The 24,097-nt window shown below is 63.6% G+C and carries 23 protein-coding genes; 14 read left to right on the top strand and 9 right to left on the bottom strand.

Annotated elements, in window-relative coordinates:
* Nucleotides 1-106: 106 nt before the first annotated feature.
* Complete coding sequence (locus tag NLM27_RS19165; RefSeq protein WP_254144791.1) at nucleotides 107-586, bottom strand: Lrp/AsnC family transcriptional regulator; 480 nt, start codon at nucleotides 584-586, stop codon at nucleotides 107-109.
* Between the two features lie 143 nt (nucleotides 587-729).
* Between NLM27_RS19165 and ald the strand changes: the two genes are divergently transcribed.
* Nucleotides 730-1,839 (top strand): alanine dehydrogenase, encoded by a 1,110-nt coding sequence (gene ald, locus NLM27_RS19160; RefSeq protein WP_254144790.1) that lies wholly within the window; start codon nucleotides 730-732, stop codon nucleotides 1,837-1,839.
* Between the two features lie 117 nt (nucleotides 1,840-1,956).
* Here the strand turns inward: ald and NLM27_RS19155 are convergent, their stop codons facing one another.
* Genes NLM27_RS19155 through NLM27_RS19145 form a run of 3 tightly spaced genes read right to left on the bottom strand, consistent with a single transcriptional unit; the run spans nucleotide 1,957 to nucleotide 6,001 of the window.
* On the bottom strand, nucleotides 1,957-3,867 hold the full coding sequence (locus NLM27_RS19155) for an NAD(P)/FAD-dependent oxidoreductase (protein ID WP_254144789.1): 1,911 nt from the start codon (nucleotides 3,865-3,867) through the stop codon (nucleotides 1,957-1,959).
* Nucleotides 3,864-4,511: a TetR/AcrR family transcriptional regulator gene (locus NLM27_RS19150; protein WP_254144788.1), complete on the bottom strand. Its 648-nt coding sequence runs from the start codon at nucleotides 4,509-4,511 to the stop codon at nucleotides 3,864-3,866. Before NLM27_RS19150 ends, NLM27_RS19155 begins: the two co-directional genes overlap by 4 nt.
* Nucleotides 4,508-6,001, bottom strand: coding sequence for an AMP-binding protein (locus tag NLM27_RS19145; RefSeq protein ID WP_254144787.1), 1,494 nt, complete (start codon nucleotides 5,999-6,001; stop codon nucleotides 4,508-4,510). The genes NLM27_RS19150 and NLM27_RS19145 overlap by 4 nt, the downstream gene beginning before the upstream one ends.
* Before the next feature lie 170 nt (nucleotides 6,002-6,171).
* Between NLM27_RS19145 and NLM27_RS19140 the strand changes: the two genes are divergently transcribed.
* From NLM27_RS19140 to NLM27_RS19110, 7 genes are all read left to right on the top strand, one after another.
* Nucleotides 6,172-7,431 carry an ABC transporter substrate-binding protein gene (locus NLM27_RS19140; RefSeq protein WP_254144786.1) on the top strand — a complete coding sequence of 420 codons (1,260 nt, stop codon included), beginning with the start codon at nucleotides 6,172-6,174 and terminating at the stop codon, nucleotides 7,429-7,431.
* A gap of 87 nt (nucleotides 7,432-7,518) precedes the next feature.
* Nucleotides 7,519-8,421 (top strand): branched-chain amino acid ABC transporter permease, encoded by a 903-nt coding sequence (locus NLM27_RS19135; protein ID WP_254144785.1) that lies wholly within the window; start codon nucleotides 7,519-7,521, stop codon nucleotides 8,419-8,421.
* Nucleotides 8,418-9,437, top strand: coding sequence for a branched-chain amino acid ABC transporter permease (locus tag NLM27_RS19130; RefSeq protein WP_254144784.1), 1,020 nt, complete (start codon nucleotides 8,418-8,420; stop codon nucleotides 9,435-9,437). The genes NLM27_RS19135 and NLM27_RS19130 overlap by 4 nt, the downstream gene beginning before the upstream one ends.
* Nucleotides 9,438-9,439: 2 nt before the next feature.
* Nucleotides 9,440-10,195: an ABC transporter ATP-binding protein gene (locus tag NLM27_RS19125; RefSeq protein WP_254144783.1), complete on the top strand. Its 756-nt coding sequence runs from the start codon at nucleotides 9,440-9,442 to the stop codon at nucleotides 10,193-10,195.
* Nucleotides 10,192-10,905, top strand: a complete 714-nt coding sequence (locus NLM27_RS19120; RefSeq protein ID WP_254144782.1) for an ABC transporter ATP-binding protein — start codon at nucleotides 10,192-10,194, stop codon at nucleotides 10,903-10,905. The genes NLM27_RS19125 and NLM27_RS19120 overlap by 4 nt, the downstream gene beginning before the upstream one ends.
* 165 nt (nucleotides 10,906-11,070) lie before the next feature.
* Nucleotides 11,071-11,289, top strand: a complete 219-nt coding sequence (locus NLM27_RS19115) for a hypothetical protein (protein ID WP_091892324.1) — start codon at nucleotides 11,071-11,073, stop codon at nucleotides 11,287-11,289.
* Between the two features lie 111 nt (nucleotides 11,290-11,400).
* Complete coding sequence (locus tag NLM27_RS19110) at nucleotides 11,401-12,459, top strand: putative sulfate exporter family transporter (protein ID WP_254144781.1); 1,059 nt, start codon at nucleotides 11,401-11,403, stop codon at nucleotides 12,457-12,459.
* Nucleotides 12,460-12,596: 137 nt separating this feature from the next.
* Here the strand turns inward: NLM27_RS19110 and NLM27_RS19105 are convergent, their stop codons facing one another.
* The 5 genes from NLM27_RS19105 to NLM27_RS19085 all read right to left on the bottom strand — a co-directional run bounded on the left by NLM27_RS19105 (nucleotide 12,597) and on the right by NLM27_RS19085 (nucleotide 17,173).
* A complete protein-coding gene (locus NLM27_RS19105) occupies nucleotides 12,597-13,481 on the bottom strand; it encodes an ABC transporter ATP-binding protein (RefSeq protein WP_375142256.1) in 885 nt (294 codons plus the stop codon).
* Entirely contained in the window at nucleotides 13,466-14,374 is a 909-nt protein-coding gene (locus NLM27_RS19100; RefSeq protein ID WP_254144779.1) for an ABC transporter permease, read from the bottom strand. The genes NLM27_RS19105 and NLM27_RS19100 overlap by 16 nt, the downstream gene beginning before the upstream one ends.
* On the bottom strand, nucleotides 14,371-15,792 hold the full coding sequence (locus tag NLM27_RS19095; RefSeq protein WP_254144778.1) for an ABC transporter substrate-binding protein: 1,422 nt from the start codon (nucleotides 15,790-15,792) through the stop codon (nucleotides 14,371-14,373). Before NLM27_RS19095 ends, NLM27_RS19100 begins: the two co-directional genes overlap by 4 nt.
* A gap of 181 nt (nucleotides 15,793-15,973) precedes the next feature.
* Entirely contained in the window at nucleotides 15,974-16,747 is a 774-nt protein-coding gene (locus NLM27_RS19090; protein ID WP_254144777.1) for a Crp/Fnr family transcriptional regulator, read from the bottom strand.
* 129 nt (nucleotides 16,748-16,876) lie between these two features.
* The gene (locus NLM27_RS19085; protein WP_254144776.1) at nucleotides 16,877-17,173 is read right to left on the bottom strand and encodes a gamma-butyrobetaine hydroxylase-like domain-containing protein; all 297 of its coding nucleotides are present in this window, start codon (nucleotides 17,171-17,173) and stop codon (nucleotides 16,877-16,879) included.
* Nucleotides 17,174-17,380: 207 nt separating this feature from the next.
* On the opposite strand from NLM27_RS19085, the gene NLM27_RS19080 reads away from it, so the two are divergent.
* The 6 genes from NLM27_RS19080 (at nucleotide 17,381) to ytfQ (ending at nucleotide 23,985) form a co-directional block, all read left to right on the top strand.
* Complete coding sequence (locus NLM27_RS19080) at nucleotides 17,381-18,154, top strand: ferredoxin--NADP reductase (RefSeq protein WP_254144775.1); 774 nt, start codon at nucleotides 17,381-17,383, stop codon at nucleotides 18,152-18,154.
* A 102-nt stretch (nucleotides 18,155-18,256) separates the two neighbouring features.
* Nucleotides 18,257-19,999 carry a fumarate reductase/succinate dehydrogenase flavoprotein subunit gene (locus tag NLM27_RS19075; RefSeq protein WP_254144774.1) on the top strand — a complete coding sequence of 581 codons (1,743 nt, stop codon included), beginning with the start codon at nucleotides 18,257-18,259 and terminating at the stop codon, nucleotides 19,997-19,999.
* Nucleotides 20,000-20,031: 32 nt separating this feature from the next.
* Nucleotides 20,032-20,265 (top strand): ferredoxin family protein, encoded by a 234-nt coding sequence (locus tag NLM27_RS19070; protein WP_007593252.1) that lies wholly within the window; start codon nucleotides 20,032-20,034, stop codon nucleotides 20,263-20,265.
* A gap of 2 nt (nucleotides 20,266-20,267) precedes the next feature.
* On the top strand, nucleotides 20,268-21,245 hold the full coding sequence (locus tag NLM27_RS19065; protein WP_254144773.1) for a HEAT repeat domain-containing protein: 978 nt from the start codon (nucleotides 20,268-20,270) through the stop codon (nucleotides 21,243-21,245).
* Nucleotides 21,246-21,356: 111 nt separating this feature from the next.
* A complete protein-coding gene (locus NLM27_RS19060) occupies nucleotides 21,357-22,529 on the top strand; it encodes a fumarylacetoacetate hydrolase family protein (protein ID WP_254144772.1) in 1,173 nt (390 codons plus the stop codon).
* Nucleotides 22,530-23,019: 490 nt separating this feature from the next.
* On the top strand, nucleotides 23,020-23,985 hold the full coding sequence (gene ytfQ / locus NLM27_RS19055; RefSeq protein ID WP_254144771.1) for a galactofuranose ABC transporter, galactofuranose-binding protein YtfQ: 966 nt from the start codon (nucleotides 23,020-23,022) through the stop codon (nucleotides 23,983-23,985).
* The last annotated feature ends 112 nt before the right edge of the window (nucleotides 23,986-24,097 follow it).

Below are 24,097 nucleotides of genomic sequence, written 5' to 3'. Positions count from 1 at the left end.
CAGCCGTGCTGACGCGGAGGCGCCGTCGCCTCCGCTTGCCATGGCCTCCAACGGACAACCAGCCGCTTGGTTCCTTGCCGGGATTATGGCGCCCGCGATGAAGCGGTCAGCGCTTCGCCTCGCCGAATACCACGGTCGGCACGGCGCGGTTGACGACCTCACGCAGCGCGAAGCTGGATTGCACCCGGGCGACGCGCGGCAGCCGCGACAGCTCGGTGCGGTGGATGCGCTCGAAATCCTGGATGTCGCGGGCGAGCACGATCAGGATGTAGTCGTCGGTCCCCGACATCAGGAAGCAGCGCACAACGGAGGGACATTTCACCACCTCCGCCTCGAACGCGCTCAGCGCATCGTCGCTCTGGCTCTCCAGCGCGATCCGGACCAGCACCGTCGTCGTGAGACCAAACTGCGCCAGATCGAGCGCGGCCTGATAGGCCTGGATATAGCCGTCGTCCTCCAATGCCTTCTGCCGCCGTGCCATCGCCGTGCTCGAGAGGCCAATCTTGTTGGCAAGCTCGGTGTGGCTGGCCCGCGCATTGGTCGTGAGTTCCGCGAGGATGGCGAGGTCTTTCCGGTCGAGGGCCAAGGTTTTGTTTCCAGCGTCAAAGGACATTTCCGCGCCGGAAACCGGCGCGCCAGGGGCGAACCTAGCGGATATTTGCACGAAACCAAACCGCCGCCATCGCTACGATGATGAACGGAATCAATGCGTTGGAGGAGGAGCAGAAGATGCGCGTCGGTGTTCCCAAGGAGATCAAGGTGCAGGAATATCGCGTCGGGCTCACTCCGGGCGCGGTCCGTGAATATGTCGCGGCTGGGCACCACGTGACGGTCGAGACCGGCGCCGGCAGCGGCGTCGGCGCCGCCGATGAGATTTATCGGCGGGCAGGGGCCGCGATTGCCGAAAGCGCCCGCGAAATCTTCGCCAAGTCCGACATGATCGTGAAGGTGAAGGAGCCGCAGAAAAGCGAATGGGCCCAGCTCACCGAAAACCAGATTCTGTTCACTTATCTCCATCTTGCGCCGGATCCGGAGCAGGCCAAGGGCCTGCTTGCCTCCGGCTGCACCGCGATCGCCTATGAGACCGTCACGGACGCGAGCGGTCACCTCCCGCTGCTCGCACCGATGAGCGAAGTCGCCGGCCGCCTCGCCATCGAGGCTGCCGGCGCCGCACTCAGGCGATCCGCTGGCGGTCGTGGCCTGCTGCTGGGCGGCGTCCCCGGTGTGCAGCCGGCGCGCGTCGTCGTGCTCGGCGGCGGCGTGGTGGGAACGCAGGCGGCACGTATGGCCGCAGGGCTCGGCGCCGAAGTTACGGTGATCGACCGTTCGATTCCTCGTCTGCGCCAGCTGGATGATCTCTTTCTCGGACGGGTGCGCACCCGCTTCTCGACGATCGAGTCGGTCGAGGAGGAGGTCTTCGCTGCCGACGTCGTGATCGGCGCGGTGCTGGTGCCGGGGGCGAGCGCGCCGAAGCTCGTCACCCGCGCGATGTTGACATCGATGCAGCCTGGCGCGGTGCTGGTCGACGTCGCCATCGACCAGGGCGGCTGTTTCGAAACTTCGCATCCGACCACGCACACGGAGCCGACCTACGAGGTCGACGGTGTCGTGCATTATTGCGTCGCCAATATGCCCGGTGCGGTACCGGTGACGTCGAGCCAGGCGCTGAACAACGCGACGCTGCCTTTCGGCCTGATGCTCGCCAACAAGGGTTTTGCCGCGGTGCTGGAAGACCCGCATCTGCGCAACGGGCTCAACGTGCATCGCGGCCGGATTACGAACAAGGCGGTCGCGGAGAGTCTCGGGCTGGAGTTTGTGGAGAGCGGGCTGGCGGCCTGAACAGAGCGGCCAGTTTTGTCATTGCGAGCGCAGCGAAGCAATCCAGAGTCCCTCCGCGGAAAGATTCTGGATTGCTTCGCTCCGCCCGCAATGACGACTGGTGAGAGTAAGGCGCGATCACCCCCTCGTCAGCTTGTACTGCCTCAGATCCGGATCATGCGTCATGCGCCAGTAATCCACGAACCGCCACGGCATCGCCGAAAACACGCGGCCGCTGCTGTTGCGGTAGTAGGTGCTCATGCCCGGATGAGTCCAGATCATGGCCTCGTGCTCGGCGTCGACCTTCTGCACATATTCGTCGAGCACATCCTGGCGGACGTCGATGGCGGTGACGTCGTGCTCGATCATGTCGGCAAGGCACGCTGCGATGTAGCGGCTCTGGCATTCCGACTGGAAGATGACGCTGCCGCCATGGGCAGGACCTGAATTCGGGCCGAGCATGCAAAAGAAGTTCGGAAAATCAGGCACGGTGAGGCCGAGGAATGCAGTCGGGTTGTCGTTGGCCCAGGCCTCGCGCAAATCCTTGCCGCCACGGCCGCTGATGTTGAGGCGCGCCGCCATCTCCGTGACCTTGAAGCCGGTCGCAACGACGATGATGTCAGCGGGACGGTGGCTGCCGTCCGCGGTGACGATGCCGCCTTCGTCGAAATGATCGATCGGGTCGGTGACGAGCTCGACATTGTCCCGCGTCAAGGTCTTGAACCAGTTGTTGTCGAGCAGGATGCGCTTGCCGTAGGGCGGGTAGGTCGGCACGCATTTTTCGATCAGGTCGGGCCGGTTCTTGAGCTCGGACAGGATGAAGTCGGTCAGCTCCTGGCGGTGCCGGTCGTTGCCCTTGTTGACGGCGCGCTCGGGATGCGGCCAGGCCGGATCCTTGCGCAGGAAGGGCAGGAGACCGTCGCCGTAGCGCCAGAACATGTTGAAGCGGTACCACTGCACATAGAATGGCAGATGCGCGAGCAGCCAGCGTGCGCCTTCGCTGATCGGGTCGGCATAACCTTTCACCGGCCGCGCCCACTGCGCGCTGCGCTGATAGACCGTGACGGAGGCAACGCGGCCGGCGATCGACGGCACCAGCTGCATCGACGTCGCGCCGGTGCCGATCACGGCGACATGCTTTCCGTCGAGCTTGACGTCGCTCGACCACAGCGCCGAGTGCAGGATCGTTCCCTTGAAGTTGTCCTCGCCCTTGAAGCGGGCGCGAGAGGGATCGTTGAGCTGGCCGATGGCCGAGACCAGCGCGGTGGATTCGAAAATCTCCTCGCCATTCTTCGTCTTGAGCGTCGATATCCAGCGCCGCTTGCCTTCGTCCCAGCGTGACGAGGTCAGCTCGGTGTTGACCCGAAGATGCTTGCGGATGCCGTATTCGTTCGCGACTTTCTGGAGATAACCGAGCAGTTCCTCGCGCTGGCAGAAATAGCGCGTCCATTCATTTCCGGAGCCGAATGAGTAAGAATAGGAGTGGTTCGGCGTATCGACGCCGCAGCCGGGATAGCGGTTGATCCACCAGGTGCCGCCGAGCTCGGCGTTCTTCTCGACGATGGTGTAGGGGATGCCGAGATGGCCGAGCGCCACGCCGAGCGCGATGGCGCAGACGCCGGCGCCGACGATCAGCACGTGCTGCTCGGCGAGCTTTGCGTCGGAGGGGCGTCTGGTCCAGCGTGCCTCGCGCGGCACGAAGCCCATCTCCTCGCGCATCAACGGGGCATATTCCGGCGCGACATTCTCGCCGAGACAGGCGCGCATCATCTTCAGCAGCAACTCCTCGCCGGGGTCGGTCATGAAGGGCTTCGGCGTGCCCTTGGCGAAGAGCTCGACCACCGCGGTGCGGATCTCGTCCTGGACTTCCCGGGGCACGCCGGCCTCGGGATCGGGGATGAGGCGGATGTCGCGCTTGGGCAGATAGGGCGGCGCGAGCCAGCGTTCATCGCCGGTCATATGCACCAGCACCATCAAGAGACAGCGGATGTCGCCTTCGGCGATGGCGGAGGCGAGATCGAGCGGCATGTGTGGAGATGCGATGTTCATGGCGTGTCCTGATCTCCGGAGGCAGTGAAGAGGCCGCGCGTCATCAGCTTGCGATAGGCGGAGATGACGTGATCGGGCACCGTGGTGACGCCGGCTTTCGAATAGGAATAGCGTCGGCTGAGATAACCGCGCGAGCCCATCAGCATGTGAACGATGGCCTCGAATTCCTCGTCGCTATAGTCCTCGATCGCGCCTGCAAGACGAGCCCGGCGCAGGATGCGCACGTAGGCGGTCGCGATGTTGTCGAGATGCTTCTGGTAGCCGACGGGCGCGAAGAACTCGGCCTCGTTGAGGATGCGCAGGAATTCCGGGACCTCACGGATGAAATCGAAGAAGGCGGCGAAGCGCGTGATCTCCTGCCGCGCCGCATCCGCCGTGCCGGTGCGCGCGCGGATGAACTCGACCATGTCGAGACCGATCTTGGGCAGAAGCTGGTCGAGCAGCTCCTGCCGGTTCTCGAAATGATTGTAGAAGGTGCCTTGCGCGACGCCGGCCTGTTCGGTGATGCGCGCCACGGATGCTTCGGCATAGCCATGCTTGCCGACGACCTTGGTGGCGGCGTCGAAGATCTTCTGCTTGGTCCAGGCGTTGCGCTCGACGCGGTTGAGTTTTGTCACCTTCGCGGTCGCGGGGCGTTGCGTCATGCCACGGTCTCCAGTTCGGCGCGCAGCACGCGCTTGAGGATCTTTCCGGATGGATTGCGGGGCAGGCTGTCGCGGATGACGAGCTGTTTCGGCACCTTGAAGCTCGCCAGCCGCGTGCGGCAATGCGCAGTGAGGGCAGGAAGCTCGAGGCTCGTACCTTCGGCCAGCACGACGATGGCGACCGGCCGCTCGCCCCAGCGGGCATCGCGCAGGCCGATCACCGCGACCTCGCGCACCTCCGCCAGCTCATAGATGACACGCTCGACCTCGGAGGAGGCGATATTTTCGCCGCCGGAGATGATCATGTCCTTCTTGCGGTCGGTGAGATACAGGAAGCCGTCGTCGTCGAGATAGCCGACGTCGCCGCTGCGGAACCAGTCGCCGAAGAAGGCAGACGCCGTCTTCTCCGGATCCCTCCAATAGCCGCGCGTGACCTTCGGCCCGCGCAGGCAGATCTCGCCATTGACGTTCGGCGGCAGCGTCTTGCCATCCTCGTCGCGGATCTCGATCTCGACGTGGGCGATGGCGCGCCCGGTCGAGCCGATCTTCTCGATCTCGCGGCCGGCCTCCATGAACGTGTCGCCGCCGACGGTCTCGGTGAGGCCATAGGCGTCGATGTAGCGCGCGCTGCGGAAGTATTCCGAGAAGGCACGGATGCGCAGCTCCGGCGTCTTCTCGCCGCCGCCGATCGCCCATTTCAGGCTGGAGACGTCGTAGCGGTCGCGGGTCGGACAGGTCAGCATCGCGGTGGTCATGACCGGCGCGAACCATGCGGCGTCAAGCTTGTCCTCTGCGATGGCCGCAAGCGCCGTCTCCGGCTCGAAATTGCGTTCGATGCGGATGAAGCCGCCATGCCAGAGCACGGCGACGCCGGGCAAATCGAGCGCGCCGACGTGATAGAGCGGGCCGACGACGAGAAGACGCGTGTCGGCGCTGAGGCCGAGCGCGATCGTCTGGTCCGCCGACTTCCAGTAGAAATTCTCGTAGGTAAGCATCACGCCTTTGGGGCGGTCGGTCGTGCCCGAGGTGTACATCAGCCGCATCAGGTCGGATGGCTGACGCGCGTGCATCGGTGCCGCCGTTACCTCGCCTGCGAGGCGCGTGATGCTCTGCTGCGCGACCTCGTCGAGCACAACGATCTCCGCCCCCGCCGCGTTCGCGACCAATTCCTCGTCAGCGATCAGAAGCCGCGCGCCGGCATTGCCAGCGATGTAGCCGACCTCGTCGCGCGACAGGCGAAAATTGATCGGCAGGAACACCGCGCCGAGATGGCTGGTAGCGAAGACCAGTTCCAGGAACGCCGCGCTGTTCTTCATCAGCACGGCCACGACGTCGCCGGGGCCGATGCCCTGCGCCGCGAGCCAGCCGGCGGCGTGCCGGATGCGCGCGTCGAAGACCGCGTAGGAAACCTCCTCGCCGCGATATTTCAGCGCAGGCCGGTCCGGCGTGCGCTGGGCGTGAAAGGCGATGAAGCTCGACAGGTTGATCATTGCGCAGTTTTCAGGGCGCTTGCCGGCGCCGGCTAGTCATTTCTGAATTATGACTCATAGTTCATGTTTGTCTTGACGTCACCCCCTGCCTCTGAAATTGTTGTGAACACGGAGACGAGACGATCTCCGACAGGGATTTGGAAACGCCGACCCGAAAGAGGGAGGGGAAAATGACGAGAACCCGCAGGCCGGGCATCAGCCGCCGTTCAACACTGGCGCTGATGGGCGCCGGTGCGATGACTTTTGCCGCGCCCTGGGTGGCGCGGGCGCAAGCCAAAACCATCAAGATCGGTATGCCAACGATTTTGTCGGGGCGCGTCGCGCAGCTCGGCACGTCCTCGCGCAATGCCGTCATGCTCGAGGTCGAGAAGGTCAACGCCGCCGGCGGTCTCGCCGGCCGGCAAATCGAAATGGTGATCCGCGACTCCAAGGGCCAGCCGCAGGAAGCCGCCCGCGTCGCGCGCGAACTCGTCAACACCGACGGCTGCGAGTTGCTGCTCGACGGCGAAGCGTCCTCCGGGTCGTTCGCGGTGCATGAAGTGGCGCGCGATCTCGGCGTGCTCTGCATCCACACCTGCTCGGAGGCGTCTTCGCTGACGGCCGATCCCAAGCAGCACATCCCGAACGCATTCCGCTGCGTGCGCCAGGGCATCCACGATTCCATCGTCGGCGGCAGCTATGCCGCCTCGATCGCGAAAGCCAAGGGCCTGAAGAAATGGGCGACTTGTTCGCCCGACTATGCCTACGGCCGCGACACCACCGGCGAATTCACGCTGTATCTGAAGCGCTTCGCACCCGACGTCGAAATCATCAGCGAGTCCTGGCCAAAACTGTTCCAGCCCGACTACACCGAGGTGGTGACGAAGATCCTTCAGGCCAAGCCGCAGGCTCTGTACTCCTGCCTGTGGGGCGGCGATCTCACCTCCTACATCGACCAGGCCAACATCTACGCGATGTTCAGCCAGATGGAGGTGTTCGCGGTCAACATGGCCGACTACACCGCGCTCACCGTGGTCAAGAACCTGCCCAAGGGCATCCACTCCGGCAACCGCTACATCAAGACCTTCCCGACCACGCCGGAGAACGCCGCCTGGGGCGATGCTTACAAGGCGAAGTACAACGAGTATCCGACCAACTGGTCGTGGCAGAACGCAACCGCAGTGATGTTCCTGGCCGAAGCCGCCAAGAAGGCGAACTCGGCCGACGGCAAGAAGCTCGCTGAGGTGCTGAAGGGCCTCACCATCAAGTGCCCGTTTGGCGCCGACGGCACCGTGACGATGCGCGGCGATGACCACACGCTGGTCGGCTACGCCATCGGCTGGGGCACGACGATCCCGCAGGAGCCCTACGTGCCCGAGGTCAAGGCCGGCGACTGGAAGACCATCTTCGAGCTCGAGGCTGAGTGGAAAAAGAGCAAGGGCTACACCTGATCACACGCAAGGCGGGGACGGACAATCGTCTCCGCCTTCGTTTCGTTCTCCGCGCCGGCTCCGGCGCACGACAATGAAAGTGTTCCTGTGGATCTCGATGCGCTTGCCGGCTGTCTCTCCAGCTCCGCCTGCCTGGTGACGCAGACCACCAGCGGCCTCATCATCGGCATGCTTCTGTTTCTCGTGGCGGTCGGGCTGACGCTGATCTTCGGCGTACTCAAGGTCGTCAATTTCAGCCACGGCGCCTTCTACATGTTCGGCGCCTATTTCGCGATGACGGCTTATCAGCTCACCGGCAGCTTTGCGCTCGCGATGCTGGCGGGCGCGGCCGGCACCGCCATCCTCGGCCTGATCTTCGAGCGCGTCTTCATGAGCCGCGTCTATGGCGCGGACGTGCTGATGCAGCTGCTCGTCTGCTATGCCTTCGTGCTGATCTTCGACGATGTCGTGCGCATCATCTGGGGACCGGAATTCAAGTCGATGGGAATGCCGGCGGCGTTCCAGGTGATGCCGCTGTTCATCGCCGGCGGCGTGGTGCCGCCTTATTATCTCCTGCTGATCGGCGTCGCGCTTCTCGCGGCCATCGTGCTCGGCATCGGGCTCTCGCGCAGCCGGATCGGCAAGGTGATCCGCGCCGCCGCGCATAACCCCGGCATGGTGTCGGCGCTCGGCATCAACACCGGTCTGATCTATGGCGGCGTTTTCGCGCTCGGCGGCATGCTGGCGGGACTTGCCGGCGCGCTCGCCGCGCCCGTGCGATCGCTGACCCCAGGCATGGGATTTTCGGTACTGATCGAATCCTTCATCGTCACCGTGATCGGCGGCATGGGTTCGATCCTGGGCGCGCTGATCGGCGCGCTGCTGCTCGGCCTGATCAGGTCGTTCGGTTCGCTCGGCTTTCCCTTGTTCACGGAAGGGTTGATGTATCTGTTCATGGTGATCGTGCTGGTCTCAAAGCCCACCGGCCTGTTCGGCAAGGAGGCGGCATGACCGAACTGGAGGCCGGACGCGCCGAGCGACTGGCGCCGGTACGCAACGGCGCCGCGCTTCAGCGCTATCGCGACGTGCTGATCGCGCTGATTGCCTTCGCGGTGCTGGCGAGCCTGCCGCTCTTCACCGGCAGCAAGGCGCTGTTCGATTTCGTCATCCGCTGTTCCGCCTACGGCCTGTTTGCGACCTCGCTCAATCTCCTTGTCGGCTACACCGGCCTGACCTCGTTCGGTCACGGCATGTTCTTCGGCCTCGGCGCCTACAGTTTCGGCCTGATCATGCAGAAGCTCGGCGTTCCCATTCCGGTCGCCTTCGTGGCGACGCTGGCGATCACGGCGGTGATCGCCGCTGCCATTGGCGCAATCTGCGTGCGGCTGAAGGAGATCTACTTTGCCTTCGTCACGCTCGCCTTCCAGATGCTGATCCACTCGACCATCCTGTCCTGGGCCTCGTTCACCGGTGGCGACCAGGGCCTGCGCGGCGGCATTCCGCGCCCCGTATTCCTCGGGATCAATCTTGCCAACCACGTCCATCTCTACATCGCGAGTTGCGCGCTGTTGATCCTCGGTCTGCTCGCAATGCGCCAGATCGCGCAATCGCCATTCGGCTACACGCTCCGCATGATCCGCGACAACGCCGCGCGCGCGAGCTTCCTCGGCATCGACGTCTGGCGGGCAAAACTCACCGTGTTCGTGCTGGCGGCGCTGTTCGCGTCGATGGGCGGCATGGTGATGGCGCTGTTCGTGTCCGGCGCCTATCCGGAATTCGCCTATTGGACGATCTCGGGGGAGGGCATCTTCATCAACATGCTCGGCGGCGTCTCGACCTTTTTGGGGCCGATGGTCGGGACCGTGCTGCTGCTTCTGCTCAACGACACCGTCACGCGCTTCACCGAGTACCACGGCATCGTGCTCGGGATCGTCATCCTGTTCTTCGCGCTGGGCCTGCGCAAAGGCCTGCTCGATTTCGTCGCGGAATGGTTCGCCCACCGGCGCGGCGCAGGCGAGGGGCGCTAGCCATGCTCGAGATCCGCAATCTCGCAAAATCCTTCGGCGGCGTGAAGGCGACCAACGACGTCTCGCTTGACTTCCCCGACGGCTCGCTCACCGCGGTGATCGGCCCGAATGGCGCGGGCAAGAGCACCTTCTTCAATCTGATCACGGGTGCGTTGAGGCCGGATTCCGGGCAGGTGCTGCTCGACGGCGTCGACCTTGCCGGCCGCTCGCCGCCGGAGATCGTCCGCCACGGCATCGGCCGCGCGTTCCAGGTTGCCAGCATCTTCAAATCGCTCACCGTGCAGGAGACCATGCTCGCCGCTGTCAGCGCCGACCAGCGTTCGTCGGCGGTGCTGCACAAGCGCTTTCCGCTGCCCGAGACGCGCGAGCGCGCCGAGCACGTGATGGAGTTGCTGGGGCTCGCCGGCAAGCGCAATCGCACCGCCGCAACGCTGTCGCACGGCGATCAAAAGCTGCTCGACATCGCCTTGGCTCTGGTGCTGGAACCAAAAGTGTTGCTGCTGGACGAGCCCACCGCCGGCATGGGCCCGGAAGAACGCTGGCGGATGATCGACAAGGTGCGCGAGCTCTGGGACACCCAGAAGATCACCGTCGTCTTCATCGAGCATGACATGGATATCGTGTTCAAGATCGCCCCAAAGATCGTCGTGCTCTGCTACGGCCGTATTCTCGCAACCGGCACGCCCGACGAGATCCGCAACGACAGCGCTGTGATCGACGCCTATCTCGGCACCGAACATGCGGGAGCTGTCGCATGAGCGGAGCCGTCATCGAAGTTGCCGATCTCGACGTCTATTATGGCACGAGCCAGATCCTGTTCGGCGTCGGCCTGTCGGTGCGGCAAGGCGAGACCATGGCGCTGCTCGGCCGCAACGGCGCCGGGAAGTCGACGACCATGAAGGCGATCATGGGGCTGGCGCCGCCGCGGCGGGGCAGGGTCAGCTTGCGCGGCGCGGTCATTTCCGGCCTGAAGCCGCACGCGATCGCGCGCGCCGGCCTCGGCTTCGTGCCTGAGGACCGTCAGGTCTTTCCCGAGCATACGGTCGAGGACAATCTCGTCATCGGCAGGAAGCGCGGGCCGGAAGGTCAGGACGAATGGCCGATCAAGCGCATCTACGAGGTCTTTCCGCTCCTGGAGCCGCTGCGCCATCGCATCGCCGGGCGCCTCTCGGGCGGCGAGCAGCAGATGCTCGCGATTGCGCGCACGCTGATGGGCAATCCGGCGCTGCTGCTGCTGGATGAGCCGAGCGAGGGCCTCGCGCCGATCATCGTGCAGCGGATCGGAGAGCTCTTGCGGCAGCTCCGTTCGCTCGGTTCGACCGTGCTGATCGCCGAGCAGAACATGCATTTCTGCCTGGGGCTGGCGAGCCATGCGACGGTCATCGACAAGGGCCAGATTGTCTACGCCGCCGGCATCGAGGAGCTGAAGTCCAACGAGGCGATCCGGCGGCGATATCTGGCGCTGTAGGCGGGACGCCGGTGTCCAAATAGGCCGGAAGAAGAAAACTATTGTCCCGGACTGGTCCAACGGAAGGAGTTTCCCTTCCGGAGGACAAAAACGCCAATCACTTCCATTGCCGTTTGGGGCCGAAACGACGACATTCCCATCAGAATTGATGGATTGGCCAGAGCCATGGAACGTACCGGATTTGAACCCTTCGGCGAGCAACTGGTGTCCGCAACGGACACCCAGCCGCGGTCGCGTACGTCAAAGCTCCTGCTGCGGGCCGGCACGGGCCTGTTCTGGTCGCTGGTTGCGGGTATCGTGCTTGCTCGCGCCGCCTTCTTTGAGCCCGGCATCTATGACGGTTTCAGCCGCGTCGCTTCGCTCGCCAAGAGCCTGATCTTCTAAGGCCGATTATTCCGGCCTGAGGATAGAACTTCCCTCGGGCCTGATATGTCGAAAACTTATTTCCCAACGGGAGTGCGCTGCGTATAAATCCTTCTCCTCTGGGAGAGATTTGTGTCGCAGAATCAAGCATCCAGCCCGGCCGATGCCAAGCCGGCCACCGCCGCCAGCCGTATTGTGGCGCTGATTCCCGGCATTCTCCTCTGCGTTTTGGTCGCCGGTGTCTCGGCCCTGCTGGAGCGGGCAGAGCTGGGCGTGTTCGAGCATCCCTATGTCGAGGCGCTGGTCATGGCGATCCTGCTCGGCATGGCGCTCCGCAGCTTCTGGAAACCGGCGCCACGCTGGCAGGCCGGGATCGCCTTCAGCGCAAAACAGCTCCTCGAAGTCGCCGTCATGCTGCTGGGCGCCTCGATCAGCTTCGCTGCCATTGCCGCCTCGGGTATCGCACTGCTGGCCTCGATCGCCGCAGTCGTGGTGGTCGCGCTCTGCGTCTCCTTTGGTCTCAGCCGGATGCTCGGCCTGTCGACGCGACTGTCGATCCTGATCGCCTGCGGGAACTCGATCTGCGGCAATTCGGCGATTGCGGCCGTGGCGCCGATCATCGGCGCCAACAACGACGAGATCGCATCCTCGATCTCCTTCACCGCGATCCTCGGCGTGATGATGGTGCTGGGCCTGCCACTGTTGATTCCGCTGTTGCAGTTGTCGGCGACGCAGTACGGCATTCTCGCGGGCCTCACCGTCTATGCGGTGCCACAGGTGCTGGCCGCGACGGTGCCGGCCGGACTGGTCTCGACGCAGATCGGCACGCTGGTGAAGCTGATGCGTGTACTGATGCTCGGTCCCGTCGTCGTCGGGCTGTCGCTGGTTGCCTCGCGCTGGCAAAGCGGTGCCAAGAAGACCAATGTCGGCTTCTTCCGGCTTGTACCGTGGTTCATCCTCGGCTTTCTCGCGCTCGCGACCCTGCGGTCCCTGGAAATCGTGCCGGTTACGGTGGTCGGGCCGGTCACGAAGATCACGGGCTTTCTCACCGTGGTCTCCATGGCCGCGCTCGGCCTCGGCGTCGACGTGCGCGTGCTTGCCAATGTCGGCGGCCGCGTGACGGCCGCCGTGACGCTGTCGCTGCTGCTGCTGCTCGGCATCAGCATCGCGCTGGTGCATTGGTTCAAGTGATCAAGGCAGAACTGCCGTAGGGTAGGCAAAGGCGCGAAGCGCCGTGCCCACAATCTTCCAACAGGCGAGATAGTGGTGGGCAGCTTCGCTTTGCCCACGCTACGAGACTGTCGTCTGCCGCAAACGTTACAGGTAAATTAAATCACATCCGCCAGCGAGTGGCCGTGCAACTCGATGTTGAGCCCCTGCATGCCCATGTCGTTGATCTCGCCGCCCATCGCCTTCAGGCTTTCCTCGCGGATCAGCGACATCAACCCGCGGCGTAGCGCCAAAAATTCCGACGACATCATCATCGATTGCTGCCGCGGCCGTTCCAGCGGGATCGGGATCTCCGCCTTGATCGAGCCGGGGCGGGCGGTCATGCAGTAGACGCGGTCGGAGAGGAAGATCGCCTCGTCGATATCGTGGGTGACGAACAGCACCGAGATCTTCAGCCGCTGCCACATGTTGGTGAGAATCTGCTGCATGATGACACGGGTCTGCGCGTCAAGTGCACCAAATGGCTCGTCGAGCAGCAGCACTTTCGGGCCCGTCGCGAGCGCGCGGACGATGCCGACGCGCTGCTTCATGCCACCGGACAGCTTTTCCGGATAGTGCTTCTCGAAGGCTTCGAGCCCAGCCAGCCCCAGCAGCGTGCGGGCGGCGCGCTCGCGCTGCGAACGCGGCATGCCCCGCATCTTCAGGCCGAACTCGACGTTCTCCCGCACCGTCTTCCAGGGGAACAGTGAATATTGCTGGAACACCATGCCGCGTTCGGCGCTGGGGCCGTTCACGCGCTTGCCGTCGACGGTGACGATCCCGGTGGTCGGCTTGAGGAAGCCGGCGACCGCGTTGAGCAGGGTCGATTTTCCGCAGCCGGAGGGCCCGACGATCGAGACGAACTCGCCGGGCTTCACATGGATCTGCGTGTCGGTGACGGCCTGAACCGGCCCCTCGATGGTGTCGTAGGCGAGGGAGAAGTTCTTGACCTCGACGAGGCCCTTCTGAGGGTTCGCAGGTGCCTCGCTCATGTCGACCTCCATGGCATTACCAATTGCCCCGCGCCCCTGATCAGCAGGCTCGATCCGAGGCCGAGCACACCGATCGCGATCATGCCGAGCGCGATGTCGGCATACTGGACCAGCGAGTAGGCTTCCCAGGTGAAGTAGCCGATGCCGTATTGCCCGGAGATCATTTCGGCGGCGATCAGCGACACCCAGGCGACGCCCATGCCGACGGTGAGGCCGGTGAAGATGTGCGGCAGCGACGCCGGAAAATAGACCTCGCGGAAGATCGAGCGCTCCCGCGCGCCGAGGCATTGCGCGGCGCGCACCAGCACGGGATCGACCAGTGACATGCCGTGCAGCGTGTTGACGAGAATCGGGAAGAACGAGCCGAGGAAGGTGATGAAGACGATGCTCTGCTCGTTGGTCGGCCACAGCATGATCGCCATCGGTACCCAGGCGATTGCCGGAATTGGCCTGAGCACTTCGGCCACCGGGAAGATCACCTCATGCACCAGCTTGAACCGGCCCATGATCAGGCCGAGCGGCACGCCGACGATAGCCGCGAGCGAGAAGCCGATGAAGATGCGCCGGCAGCTCAGTGCGATGTGCAGCAGGAATTTGGGGTCGTGGATCGCCTTGGTGAAGCTCGCATAGACCGCGAGCGGCGAGGGCACGTTGGTGAAGCGCACGAAAAACACGACGCGATAGGTCGTGAGCAGGTGCCAGACCAGCAGGAAGGCGAGCAGCGAGATGATGCCGATCGCGGTTGCGCGCAGCCGGCCCTGGTTCAGGCGGTACCAGCGCAGGGCGAGCGTTCCGAAAGAGGGGGGGGCCGAAGGTGGCGTGGTAACGGGCACGGAGCTTGTCTCCGCGATTGCACTTGCCGGCATGCTGTCCTCGGGATGTCTGACGAGGGCGGGACTGCTCACGTCTTGCCTCCGCCGACCGCTGCCTTCACCGCATCCTCGAAGCCGAGCACCTTGCCGTTGATCTTGGCGGCATAGGCTTCCGCATCCTTCTTCAGCAGGAAGGGCGCCACATCGCCGTTGCCGACCGCGAAGAAGGCCTGGTCGGCGAACAGCTTGATGCCGCGGGTGGTATCGAAGACGTAGGCGACGTTGATCTTCCTGCCCTTGGCCTTGTAGTCGGCATAGGCGCCGAGTGTGCAACTGGCTGACGAGAACGGCATGATGCCGGCATCATCGACCCAGACCTCGCCGGCCTTGCGCGGATCGGCGATCGGCTTCTTGCAGAAGCTGTCCTCGCCGGAGATCTCATAATTCTTCGTGCCGGCGAGTTGCGCGTCGTAGTCGAGCTTCATCTCGGCATAGGCCTTCCGGATGTAGCTGTCGTCGACCCATTTCCTCGGATCGAACTCCTTCATACGGCCGAGGTTTTGCAGCACCTTGACGTCGGCGGTGGCTGCATCGATCAGCGCCGGCTTGACCGTGGGGTCGGTGGTCATGTTGCCGCTGGGGCCGAGGAAGATGTAGACGACTTCCTTGTTGATGCCGGTCCATTCCTGGATCTTCTCGGCGGCCAGCTTGGGATCGTCGCGCAGCCACTGGTTGGCCGCGATCAGCGCCTTGAAATAGGCGACGACGACCTCGGGATATTTCTCTGCGAAATCGGTGCGGACCACGATGCCGTGGAAGGTCGGCAGATTGGTCTCCACGCCGTCGAAGATCTTTCGCGCGAAGCCGCGGAACGGCAGGAGCTCGGCGAAGGGAACGAAATCGGCATGCGCGTCGATCTTCTTCTCCTGGAGATTGGTCGAGCCAACCTCGGGGCTCTGGCTGACCAGCTGGAAGAAGTCGGCGGGATAGCCGCGGTCCTGCATCGCCTTCAGTACCATGCCGTGCGCGGCGGAGCCGAAGGGCACGCTGACGAGTTTGCCCTTGAGGTCGGCGAGATCGTAATAGGGCGAGTCCTTGTGAACGACCATGCCGTTGCCGGAGCCGGACAGGCTGTAGGCGGCAATGCCGATCAGGCGGCTCTTGCTCTCCGGGTTGCTCTCGAAGGTGAAGCCGTTCACGATCAGCGGATAGTCGCCCATCATGCCGATCTGGAGCTTGTTCGCCATCATCGCGTTGGTGACGGGCGGGCCGGAGGTGAAGTTCTGCCATTCCAGCTCGAACTTGATCTTGGCGTATTTGCCCTCCTTCGGTAGGTATTTTTCGAGGAGATGCAGCTGACGGATGACGACTCCTGCGGTCACCGTGTTGGTCGTGGTGTCCTGCGTTCCGATGCCGAGCGTGACGGTTTCCGCCGAAGCCGGCCGCGCGAGGAGGAGAGCCAGCGACGTCACCGACATCGCGATCGAGAGCGTGGGAAGATGCCGGACCATTCTCATCCTCATTCGGTTGGATGTGCTGTGGTTGCCATGATTGGGTGAGGGCCCGGACAGGGCAAATCCGGAATGACCGCCGCAGTCGATTAGTTGCCGGGAAAAGCTGATTGCATACTCCTTGAGCAGTCCTGCACTATAAAGCCGCTTGCCTGTGCACCGGGCCTGATCGCAAACTCGTTCAGTCGGATGCGTGTCCTCGCATCTCCTCCAGCACGTCGGTCCGGCAGACCACGATCTGCGAGCGCTTGGTCAGGACGATTCCCTTCTCCTGCATGCGCTTCAGACTGATCGTGACCCACTGTCTCGTGGCGCCGACCATGTGGGCGATGTCGGCGTGGGTGAAGGCCGCGGCGATCACGGTGCCGTCGGCATCGTCGACGCCGTAGAGCTCGACGAGATGCAGCAGCAGATGTGCGAGACGCTGCGTGATCGAGCGCGTTCCCAGCATTTGGGCCAGCGCCGAATAGCATTTGCCCTTGAAGGTGAGGCCTTCGATGAGGCCGATTGCAAGGTTCGGGATCTCGGTGGCAAGGGACCGCAGCTCCTTGCCGGGCAGGTGCACCACGCTGCAATTGCTGGACGCGACGCCGGACCATTGATGCACGGTGCCCTCGAACACCTCGGGTCCACCGACGAAATTGCCGACATGCCAGTAGGCCAGCGTGATCTCGCGGCCGAGCGGAGAGGTGTAGAACACCCGGATGCGGCCGCTCTCGATCAGCCAGATGCCGTCATGCCTGCCGCCCTGGCTGAACAGCGTCTGGCCGCGGTTGAGCACCTTTCGCCGGCCCTGCTTCAGCACCAGCTCTCGCTCGCGCGGTGAGAGCTTGTCCATCAAGGGCGGCGGTCCGCCTATCCATTGCTGGTTCTCGGTGAGCAGCAGCGAGGAACTGCCGGCAGGCCGGACTGCCGGGGGAATAGCTCCGCGAACCACATTGGCCGCCTGCAACATCGTCTACCTCCGGAACGTTCAAACCGTTCTAAAGAGGAGCAATGTCCGTGCCAGATCGGAAAGCGCAACTTCCTGCGTCATTCCGAGCTCGCCCTCCGGGCGCCCCGGAATGACGACACTGAAGGTGGGTCAGCGCCCCGCCAAGCTCAGCAGATACGGCTTCGGGTAAATCCCCCTGTTGTGCCCATCCGAAAACGAGATGTTCAGCCCATAACCGAGATCGCCGATCTCGATGATCGCGATGCCCGGAAACGCTTCCGGAAAGCGGCCGTCGAAGCGGGCGCGGGTGCAGTGCGCGCATTTGCAAGAGAGGCGGAGTTTTTCGGCGGGGACGCTGAGCGCGTCGTCCTGCGTGGTGCGGACGAGGAGCGAGGCCAGGTCGGCGCTTGCTTCATAGTCGGCCACTGTCGGCGTCACCAAGGTCATTGTCATGACGAACCTCCGACGTCTTTCTACGCCGCCACAGGCGAACGCGAATAGCAACTAATTGCCGGCGCTGGCACGCTGCGGGCTGCCTTCTCTTCAGTCACCCTCCACGAAATGTGAAACTAATCGACCGGCGATGTCACTTCCGCATTGCCGGACTCCCGTCTCTCCGAAACCTTGTGCGCCATCGATGGCCAAGGAGAGACCATGAGCGCATTTCAGAAGGAAACGGTTCTGTCGGTCAGGCACTGGACCGACTCCTTGTTCAGCTTCACTGCGACGCGGGATCCCGGCTTCCGGTTTCAGAACGGCCAGTTCGCCATGATCGGGCTCGAGGTCGAGGGCAAGCCGTTGATGCGGGCCTACAGCATGGCGAGCGCCAACCACGAAGAGGCGCTCGAGTTCTTCTCGATCAAAGTGCAGGACGGCCCGCTGACCTCGCGCCTCCAGAAGATCAGGGAGGGAGACATCATCCTGGTCGGCCGCAAGGCGACGGGCACGCTGATCACCGGCAACCTCATTCCGGGAAGGCGCCTGCTGCTGCTCTCGACCGGCACGGGCCTTGCGCCGTTCGCGAGCCTGATCAAGGACCCCGACGTCTACGAGAATTACGAAACCATCGTGCTCGCTCATGGCTGCCGCCAGGTCTCCGAGCTCGCCTATGGCGAGCACGTCGTCGACGGCCTGCGTGATCACGAATTCTTCGGACCGCTGATCCGCGACAAGCTTGTCTACTACCCGACCGTCACCCGCGAGCCGTTCAGGAACCGCGGCCGCATCACCGACCTGATCGCCTCCAATCAGCTGTTCGACGACATCGGGCAATCCGGCCTCGATATCGAAACCGATCGCATCATGCTCTGCGGCAGTCCGGCGATGCTCGACGAGCTCCACGCGATGTTTTCCGCGCGCGGCTTCGTCGAGGGGAATCACAGCCAGCCCGGCCATTTCGTCATCGAAAAGGCCTTCGTCGAGCGCTGAGGCGCAAATCGCATCCCGGCGACAACTAATTGCTATCGCCGGGCTGCCCCCTGAACAAATCTGATGCAAAGGCGCCGACCATCGGCGAACCAGGAGCAAGCGATGGCACTAGATCAGATCGTCGACGGACTTTCGGAGGTTTCCTGTGATGTGCTTGTCATCGGCGGCGGCACGGCCGGCCCGATGGCGGCGCTCAAGGCGAAGCTGAAGAATCCGAAGGCCAACGTCGTCCTGCTCGAAAAGGCCAACGTCAAGCGCTCCGGCGCCATCTCGATGGGCATGGACGGGCTCAACAACGCCGTCATCCCCGGCTACGCGACGCCGGAGCAGTACACCAAGGAAATCACGATCGCCAATGACGGCATCGTCGACCAGAAGGCGGTCTACAAATACGCGCAGAACTGCTACAAGATCATCGAGGAGCTCGACAGTTTCGGCATCCGCTTCCTGAAGAACGAGAACGGCGACTACGCCGTCAAGAAGGTGCACCATATCGGCACCTACGTTCTGCCGATGCCGAACGGCGAGACCGTGAAGAAGGCGCTCTACCGTCAGCTTCGTCGCGCCCGCATCCTGATCTCCAACCGCTACATGGCGACCAGGCTGCTCAAATCCGCCGACGGCCGCATCGCCGGTGCGGTCAGCGTCAACACCCGCACCGCCGAGATGCTCGTGATCAAGGCCAAGGCCGTGATCCTGTGCATGGGCGCAGCCGGCCGCCTGGGGCTGCCGACCTCCGGCTACATGTTCGGGACCTACGAGAACGCGGCCAATTCCGGCGACGGCTATGCGATGGCGTATCACGCGGGGGCGGCGCTCGCGAACCTCGAATGCTACCAGATCAATCCGCTTATCAAGGACTATAACGGCCCGGCCTGCGCCTATGTCGCCGGCCCCTTTGGCGCCTTCACGGCGAACAACGAAGGCTCGCGCTTCATCGAATGCGACTATTGGTCGGGACAGATGATGCTGGAGTTTTACAACGAGTTGCTGTCCGGCAAAGGTCCCGTGTTCCTCCAGCTCAAGCACCTGCATCCGGATACGATCTCGGAAATCGAATCGACGCTGCACAAGGTCGAGCGTCCGACGCGCGGTCTGTTCCAGCAGGGGCGCGGCGTCGACTACCGCAGCGAGTCGATCGAGATGCACATTTCCGAGATCGGTTTCTGCTCCGGTCACAGCGCCTCCGGCGTGTTCGTCGACGACAACGCGCGCACCACCGTGCCCGGCCTCTATGCCGCCGGCGACATGGCGAGCGTTCCGCACAACTACATGCTCGGCGCCTTCACCAACGGCTCGGTCGCCGGCATCGACGCCATGGAGTTCGCCGACAGTCATGACTTCGCGGAATTCGACGCTGCGGACGTCGCGCTGGAGCGTGAACGCGTGATGGCGCCGACCAAGCGCGAGGACGGCATTCCGCCGAACCAGATCGAGTACAAGACCCGGCGTCTCGTCAACGACTATCTCCAGCCGCCGAAGGTGACCCGCAAATACGAGCTCGGGATGCGCCGCCTTGCCGAGGCGCGGGAGGACATGCAGGAGCGCATGATCGCGCGCAACGCGCATGAACTGCTCCGCGCGCTCGAAGTGCGGTCGATCATGGACTGCGCCGACATGGCCGCGCACGCCTCGCTCTACCGCGAAGAGAGCCGTTGGGGCCTCTATCACTGGCGCACGGATTTCCCGGAGAAGGATAACGAAAACTGGTTCTGCCACACGCTGCTGAGCAAGCAGGACGGCAAGATGACCAGCGAGAAGCGTGCGGTGGAGCCCTATGTCGTGCCGATCGCCGACGACGAGAAGGATCTCTACGACAAGCAGCGCATCCGCGCCACCGCCTGATCCACCGCCAACAATAGAAACAGGAGATAACGATGCCTCTCGCTTCTTATCAGACATCGGTTCCGGTGGTCGTCGACGACGCCAAATGCATCGCGGACAAGGGTTGCACCGTGTGCGTCGACGTCTGCCCGCTCGACGTGCTGCGCATCAGCGATATGACCAACAAGGCCTACATGGCCTATGACGAGTGCTGGTACTGCATGCCTTGCGAGGCGGATTGCCCGACCGGCGCCGTCACCGTCAACATTCCCTATCTGTTGAGGTGATCATGTCGAGCCCGTTCGAATCCTACGATGATCTCGAAGACGCCGACGAGCGGTTGCAGGCGGCAGATCCCGCCGAGCGCCGCGTCGCCATCATCGCGCTTGGCCATTCCGGCGATCCCGCGGCGGTTGCGCATCTCGCCAACATGGTCGCCGATCCTGACGCCGGCGTACGCCAGCAGGTCGCGATGGCACTTGGCGAGTTCGACGGGCCGGAGGCCGCGGGCGCGCTCGTTCAGCTGCTGGTCGACCCCGAGAGAATCGTCGCGGCGGCCGCGGCCGACGGCATGGCCGAATTCAAGGATCCCGCTTGCGCGGATGTCATCCTGCCGCTGGTGAGGCATCCCCATGCCTTCGTTCGCATGGGCGCGCTGCGCGCACTCAAGGAGCTGCGTCGCAAGGACACGCTGAAGCCCGCGCTGGAGGCGCTGCAAGATTCGGACGCTGCGGTGCGGGTGCAGGCGATCGGCGTGATCGGCTTCCTGAAGCTGGAGGAATCGATCCCCGCGCTGACCGCACTGATCAATGATCCCGACGCCCATGTGCGCCGCGCCGCCGTGAGCGCATTGGCGTTCTCGCAGATGAAGCCCGCGGCGGAGACGATCACGCGCGCGCTGAAGGATGCCGACTGGATGGTGCGCGAGATGGCCGCAGAAACGCTGGGCCTCAACGTGAATGGTGCGATCGCAGCCGATCAGCTCGTCGCCTCGCTCGCTGACGAGTTCTGGCAGGTGCGGCTGAAGGCGATCCGCAGCCTCGGCAAGATGAAGATCGAGCGTGCTGTGCGCCCGATCGGTAATTGTATCAACCACGACCATGCCAATTTGCGGAAAGAGGCCGCCGCCGCACTTGGCGAGATCGCCCATCCGGATGGCGAGGCGTTCCTGGCCGTCATTGCCGACGATTCCGATCCCGATGTGCGCAAGAACGCGCGTTGGGCGCTGCAGCAGATTGCGGCGCGGAAGGCGCGGGCAGGGGCATAGCCGCCCTTCGCCGCTGCTCTGGACATCCGGAACCAGACGTTTATTGGTCTTCGCCAATGAGGTCGGCCGCCGTTCAACGCGGCCGATTGAAGAAACAGCGAGGATGCGGCCATGACGACACTGACTGTCAAGGATCTTCTTCCCGAGGACGGCACAAGGGGAACGCTGGCCGGCCGCGTCTGGCTGCCGCAAGTGAATGGGCCCGCCGTGGTCGCTGTGCGTGGTGATGGCGTCTTCGACGTCACGGCGAAATTTCCGACCATCAGCGCACTTTGCGAAGAGGACAATCCGGCGAAGGCGCTTGCCGCGACCGGGGGCGAGCGCATCGGCGACCTCGAGGCCATCGTGGCCAACACCCCGCCGGACCGGCGCGATCCGAAAAAGCCGTGGCTGCTTGCACCCGTCGACCTGCAGACGCTGAAGGCCGCCGGCGTCACCTTCGCCATCTCGATGCTGGAGCGCGTGATCGAGGAGCGCGCCAAGGGCAACCCGGCCTCGGCCGAGGCGATCCGCAAAGAGGTGACGCGGCTGATCGGCGACGATCTGTCGAAGCTCAAGCCGGGCTCGGACCAGGCAATGCACCTGAAGCAGGTGCTGATCGAGCAGAACGCCTGGAGCCAGTATCTCGAAGTCGGCATCGGCCCCGATGCCGAGGTCTTCACCAAGGCGCCGACATTGTCGTCGGTCGGCACCGGCATGGATGCCGGCCTGCATCCGAAATCGACCTGGAACAATCCCGAGCCGGAGCTCGTGCTGTTCGTATCGAGCAAAGGTAAGATCGTCGGCGGCGCGCTCGGCAACGACGTGAACCTGCGTGACTTCGAGGGCCGCTCGGCGCTGCTCTTGTCGAAGGCCAAGGACAACAACGCTTCGTGCTCGATCGGCCCGTTGCTGCGCCTGTTCGACGACAGCTTTACGCTCGATGATGCGCGCAAGCTCGACATCAGCCTGAACGTGAAGGGCATGGACGGTTTTGTTCTCGACGGCCATTCCTCAATCAGCATGATCAGCCGCGATCCGACCGATCTCGTTGAGCAAACCATCGGCAAGGTGCATCAATATCCCGACGGCTTCGTGCTGTTCCTCGGCACGATGTTCGCACCGGTCAAGGATCGCGACGCGCCGGGGCAGGGCTTCACCCACAAGCGCGACGACATCGTCACGATCGCCGCGCCTGAGCTCGGCAAGCTCGTCAACCGCATGCGCACCAGCGACGAGTGTGAGCCCTGGACCTTTGGTTTCAGTGCACTGATGAAGAATCTGGCGCAGCGGAAGGTGATCTAGCGCCGGCCTCCTCCACCTCTCCCCGCTTGCGGGGAGAGGTCGAATTTACGCGAAGCGCAAATTCGGGTGAGGGGATCCTCCACGAGGCGATCTGGTCGAAAGACGCAGAACTCTATCCACATCGTCATTGCGAGCGCAGCGAAGCAATCCAGAGTCCCTCCGCGGACAAATTCTGGATTGCTTCGTTGCGCGCGCAAGGACGCGGAGGGGGTGCGGGTTCGTCTGTCACCGTCCTCGCGGAGACTCCCTCATCCCAATCCTCGCACAATTGCCTTCATCTCCGCGTTGCATCCATGGCTCAAGATCGCGCTGAGCGTGTCTTCTGCGCAATCAGCTTCGCGTGCCCAAATCATTCCTCCAAATAGTCAAATAATATGACTAGTCGGAACCCATCTTCCGTGAAATAGTGCCTCCCGCCGCTTCGAAGGGCGGCCTGAGGGTGTCATGCTACCGATGAACACCCCGGATAACATCTTGGGAGACACGTCTGATGACCCTCAAAGCCCTCTTTGCGGCCAGCGCCACGGCCGCGTTGCTGCTCGCGCTGCCGGCGAATGCCGCCGAGCTCACCATCGGCTTCTCGCAGATCGGATCGGAATCCGGCTGGCGTGCGGCCGAGACGTCGGTCTCCAAGCAGGAAGCGACCAAGCGCAAGGTCAATCTCAAGATCGCCGACGCCCAGCAGAAGCAGGAGAACCAGATCAAGGCGATCCGCTCCTTCATCGCGCAGAACGTCGATGCGATCTTCCTTGCGCCAGTTGTCTCGACCGGCTGGGATTCGGTGCTGAAGGAAGCCAAGGAAGCCAAGATCCCGGTCGTGCTGCTCGACCGCGACATCGATCCCTCCGGCAAGGATCTCTATCTCACCGCCGTCACCTCCGACAGCGTGCACGAAGGCGCCGTCGCCGGCGATTGGCTCGCCAAGACCGTCGGGACCAAGGCCTGCAACATCGTCGAATTGCAGGGCACGGTCGGCGCCAGCGTCGCGGCCAACCGCAAGAAGGGTTTCGACACCGCCATCGCCAAGCATCCGAACCTGAAGGTGGTACGCAGCCAGACCGGCGACTTCACCCGCGCCAAGGGCAAGGAGGTGATGGAAAGCTTCATCAAGGCCGAAGGCGGCGGCAAGTCGATCTGCGCCGTCTACGCGCACAACGACGACATGATGGTCGGCGCGATCCAGGCGATGAAGGAAGCCGGTCTCAAGCCCGGCAAGGAGATTCTCACCGTCTCCATCGACGCCGTCCCCGACATCTTCAAGGCGATGGCCGCCGGCGAAGCCAATGCGACCGTCGAACTGACGCCGAACATGGCCGGCCCTGCGCTCGATGCGATCGCGGCGTTCAAGGGGAAGGGCACGGTTCCGCCGAAATGGATCCAGACGGAGTCCAAGCTCTATACCGCCGCCGATGATCCGCAGAAGATTTACGACAGCAAGAAGGGCCTCGGCTACTGAGGCGGACGTCGCGCCGGACCGCTCCTTGCGGTCCGGCGCCCCCTTCGAAACTGCTGCGTGAACGAATATGCTGGGTGTCCGCATCATGGGCGGGCGCCGGTGGGAGTGAATT

The sequence above is a fragment of the Bradyrhizobium sp. CCGB12 genome (genome assembly GCF_024199845.1).
In the GTDB taxonomy this organism is placed as follows: Bacteria; Pseudomonadota; Alphaproteobacteria; order Rhizobiales; family Xanthobacteraceae; genus Bradyrhizobium.
Note: the sequence above shows the minus strand (reverse complement) of the source record. Positions and strands in the feature narration are given on the sequence as shown.

Bases quoted from the DNA above. Each gene is read 5' to 3' on its own strand.
- NLM27_RS19115 (WP_091892324.1), top strand. From the start codon at position 11,071: ATGGAACGTACCGGATTTGAACCCTTCGGCGAGCAACTGGTGTCCGCA.
- NLM27_RS19120 (WP_254144782.1), top strand. From the start codon at position 10,192: ATGAGCGGAGCCGTCATCGAAGTTGCCGATCTCGACGTCTATTATGGC.
- NLM27_RS19070 (WP_007593252.1), top strand. From the start codon at position 20,032: ATGCCTCTCGCTTCTTATCAGACATCGGTTCCGGTGGTCGTCGACGAC.
- NLM27_RS19090 (WP_254144777.1), bottom strand. From the start codon at position 16,747: ATGTTGCAGGCGGCCAATGTGGTTCGCGGAGCTATTCCCCCGGCAGTC.
- NLM27_RS19075 (WP_254144774.1), top strand. From the start codon at position 18,257: ATGGCACTAGATCAGATCGTCGACGGACTTTCGGAGGTTTCCTGTGAT.
- ytfQ (WP_254144771.1), top strand. From the start codon at position 23,020: ATGACCCTCAAAGCCCTCTTTGCGGCCAGCGCCACGGCCGCGTTGCTG.
- NLM27_RS19140 (WP_254144786.1), top strand. From the start codon at position 6,172: ATGACGAGAACCCGCAGGCCGGGCATCAGCCGCCGTTCAACACTGGCG.
- NLM27_RS19155 (WP_254144789.1), bottom strand. From the start codon at position 3,867: ATGAACATCGCATCTCCACACATGCCGCTCGATCTCGCCTCCGCCATC.
- ald (WP_254144790.1), top strand. From the start codon at position 730: ATGCGCGTCGGTGTTCCCAAGGAGATCAAGGTGCAGGAATATCGCGTC.
- NLM27_RS19105 (WP_375142256.1), bottom strand. From the start codon at position 13,481: ATGGAGGTCGACATGAGCGAGGCACCTGCGAACCCTCAGAAGGGCCTC.
- NLM27_RS19130 (WP_254144784.1), top strand. From the start codon at position 8,418: ATGACCGAACTGGAGGCCGGACGCGCCGAGCGACTGGCGCCGGTACGC.
- NLM27_RS19125 (WP_254144783.1), top strand. From the start codon at position 9,440: ATGCTCGAGATCCGCAATCTCGCAAAATCCTTCGGCGGCGTGAAGGCG.
- NLM27_RS19065 (WP_254144773.1), top strand. From the start codon at position 20,268: ATGTCGAGCCCGTTCGAATCCTACGATGATCTCGAAGACGCCGACGAG.
- NLM27_RS19060 (WP_254144772.1), top strand. From the start codon at position 21,357: ATGACGACACTGACTGTCAAGGATCTTCTTCCCGAGGACGGCACAAGG.
- NLM27_RS19085 (WP_254144776.1), bottom strand. From the start codon at position 17,173: ATGACCTTGGTGACGCCGACAGTGGCCGACTATGAAGCAAGCGCCGAC.
- NLM27_RS19150 (WP_254144788.1), bottom strand. From the start codon at position 4,511: ATGACGCAACGCCCCGCGACCGCGAAGGTGACAAAACTCAACCGCGTC.
- NLM27_RS19145 (WP_254144787.1), bottom strand. From the start codon at position 6,001: ATGATCAACCTGTCGAGCTTCATCGCCTTTCACGCCCAGCGCACGCCG.
- NLM27_RS19080 (WP_254144775.1), top strand. From the start codon at position 17,381: ATGAGCGCATTTCAGAAGGAAACGGTTCTGTCGGTCAGGCACTGGACC.
- NLM27_RS19095 (WP_254144778.1), bottom strand. From the start codon at position 15,792: ATGGTCCGGCATCTTCCCACGCTCTCGATCGCGATGTCGGTGACGTCG.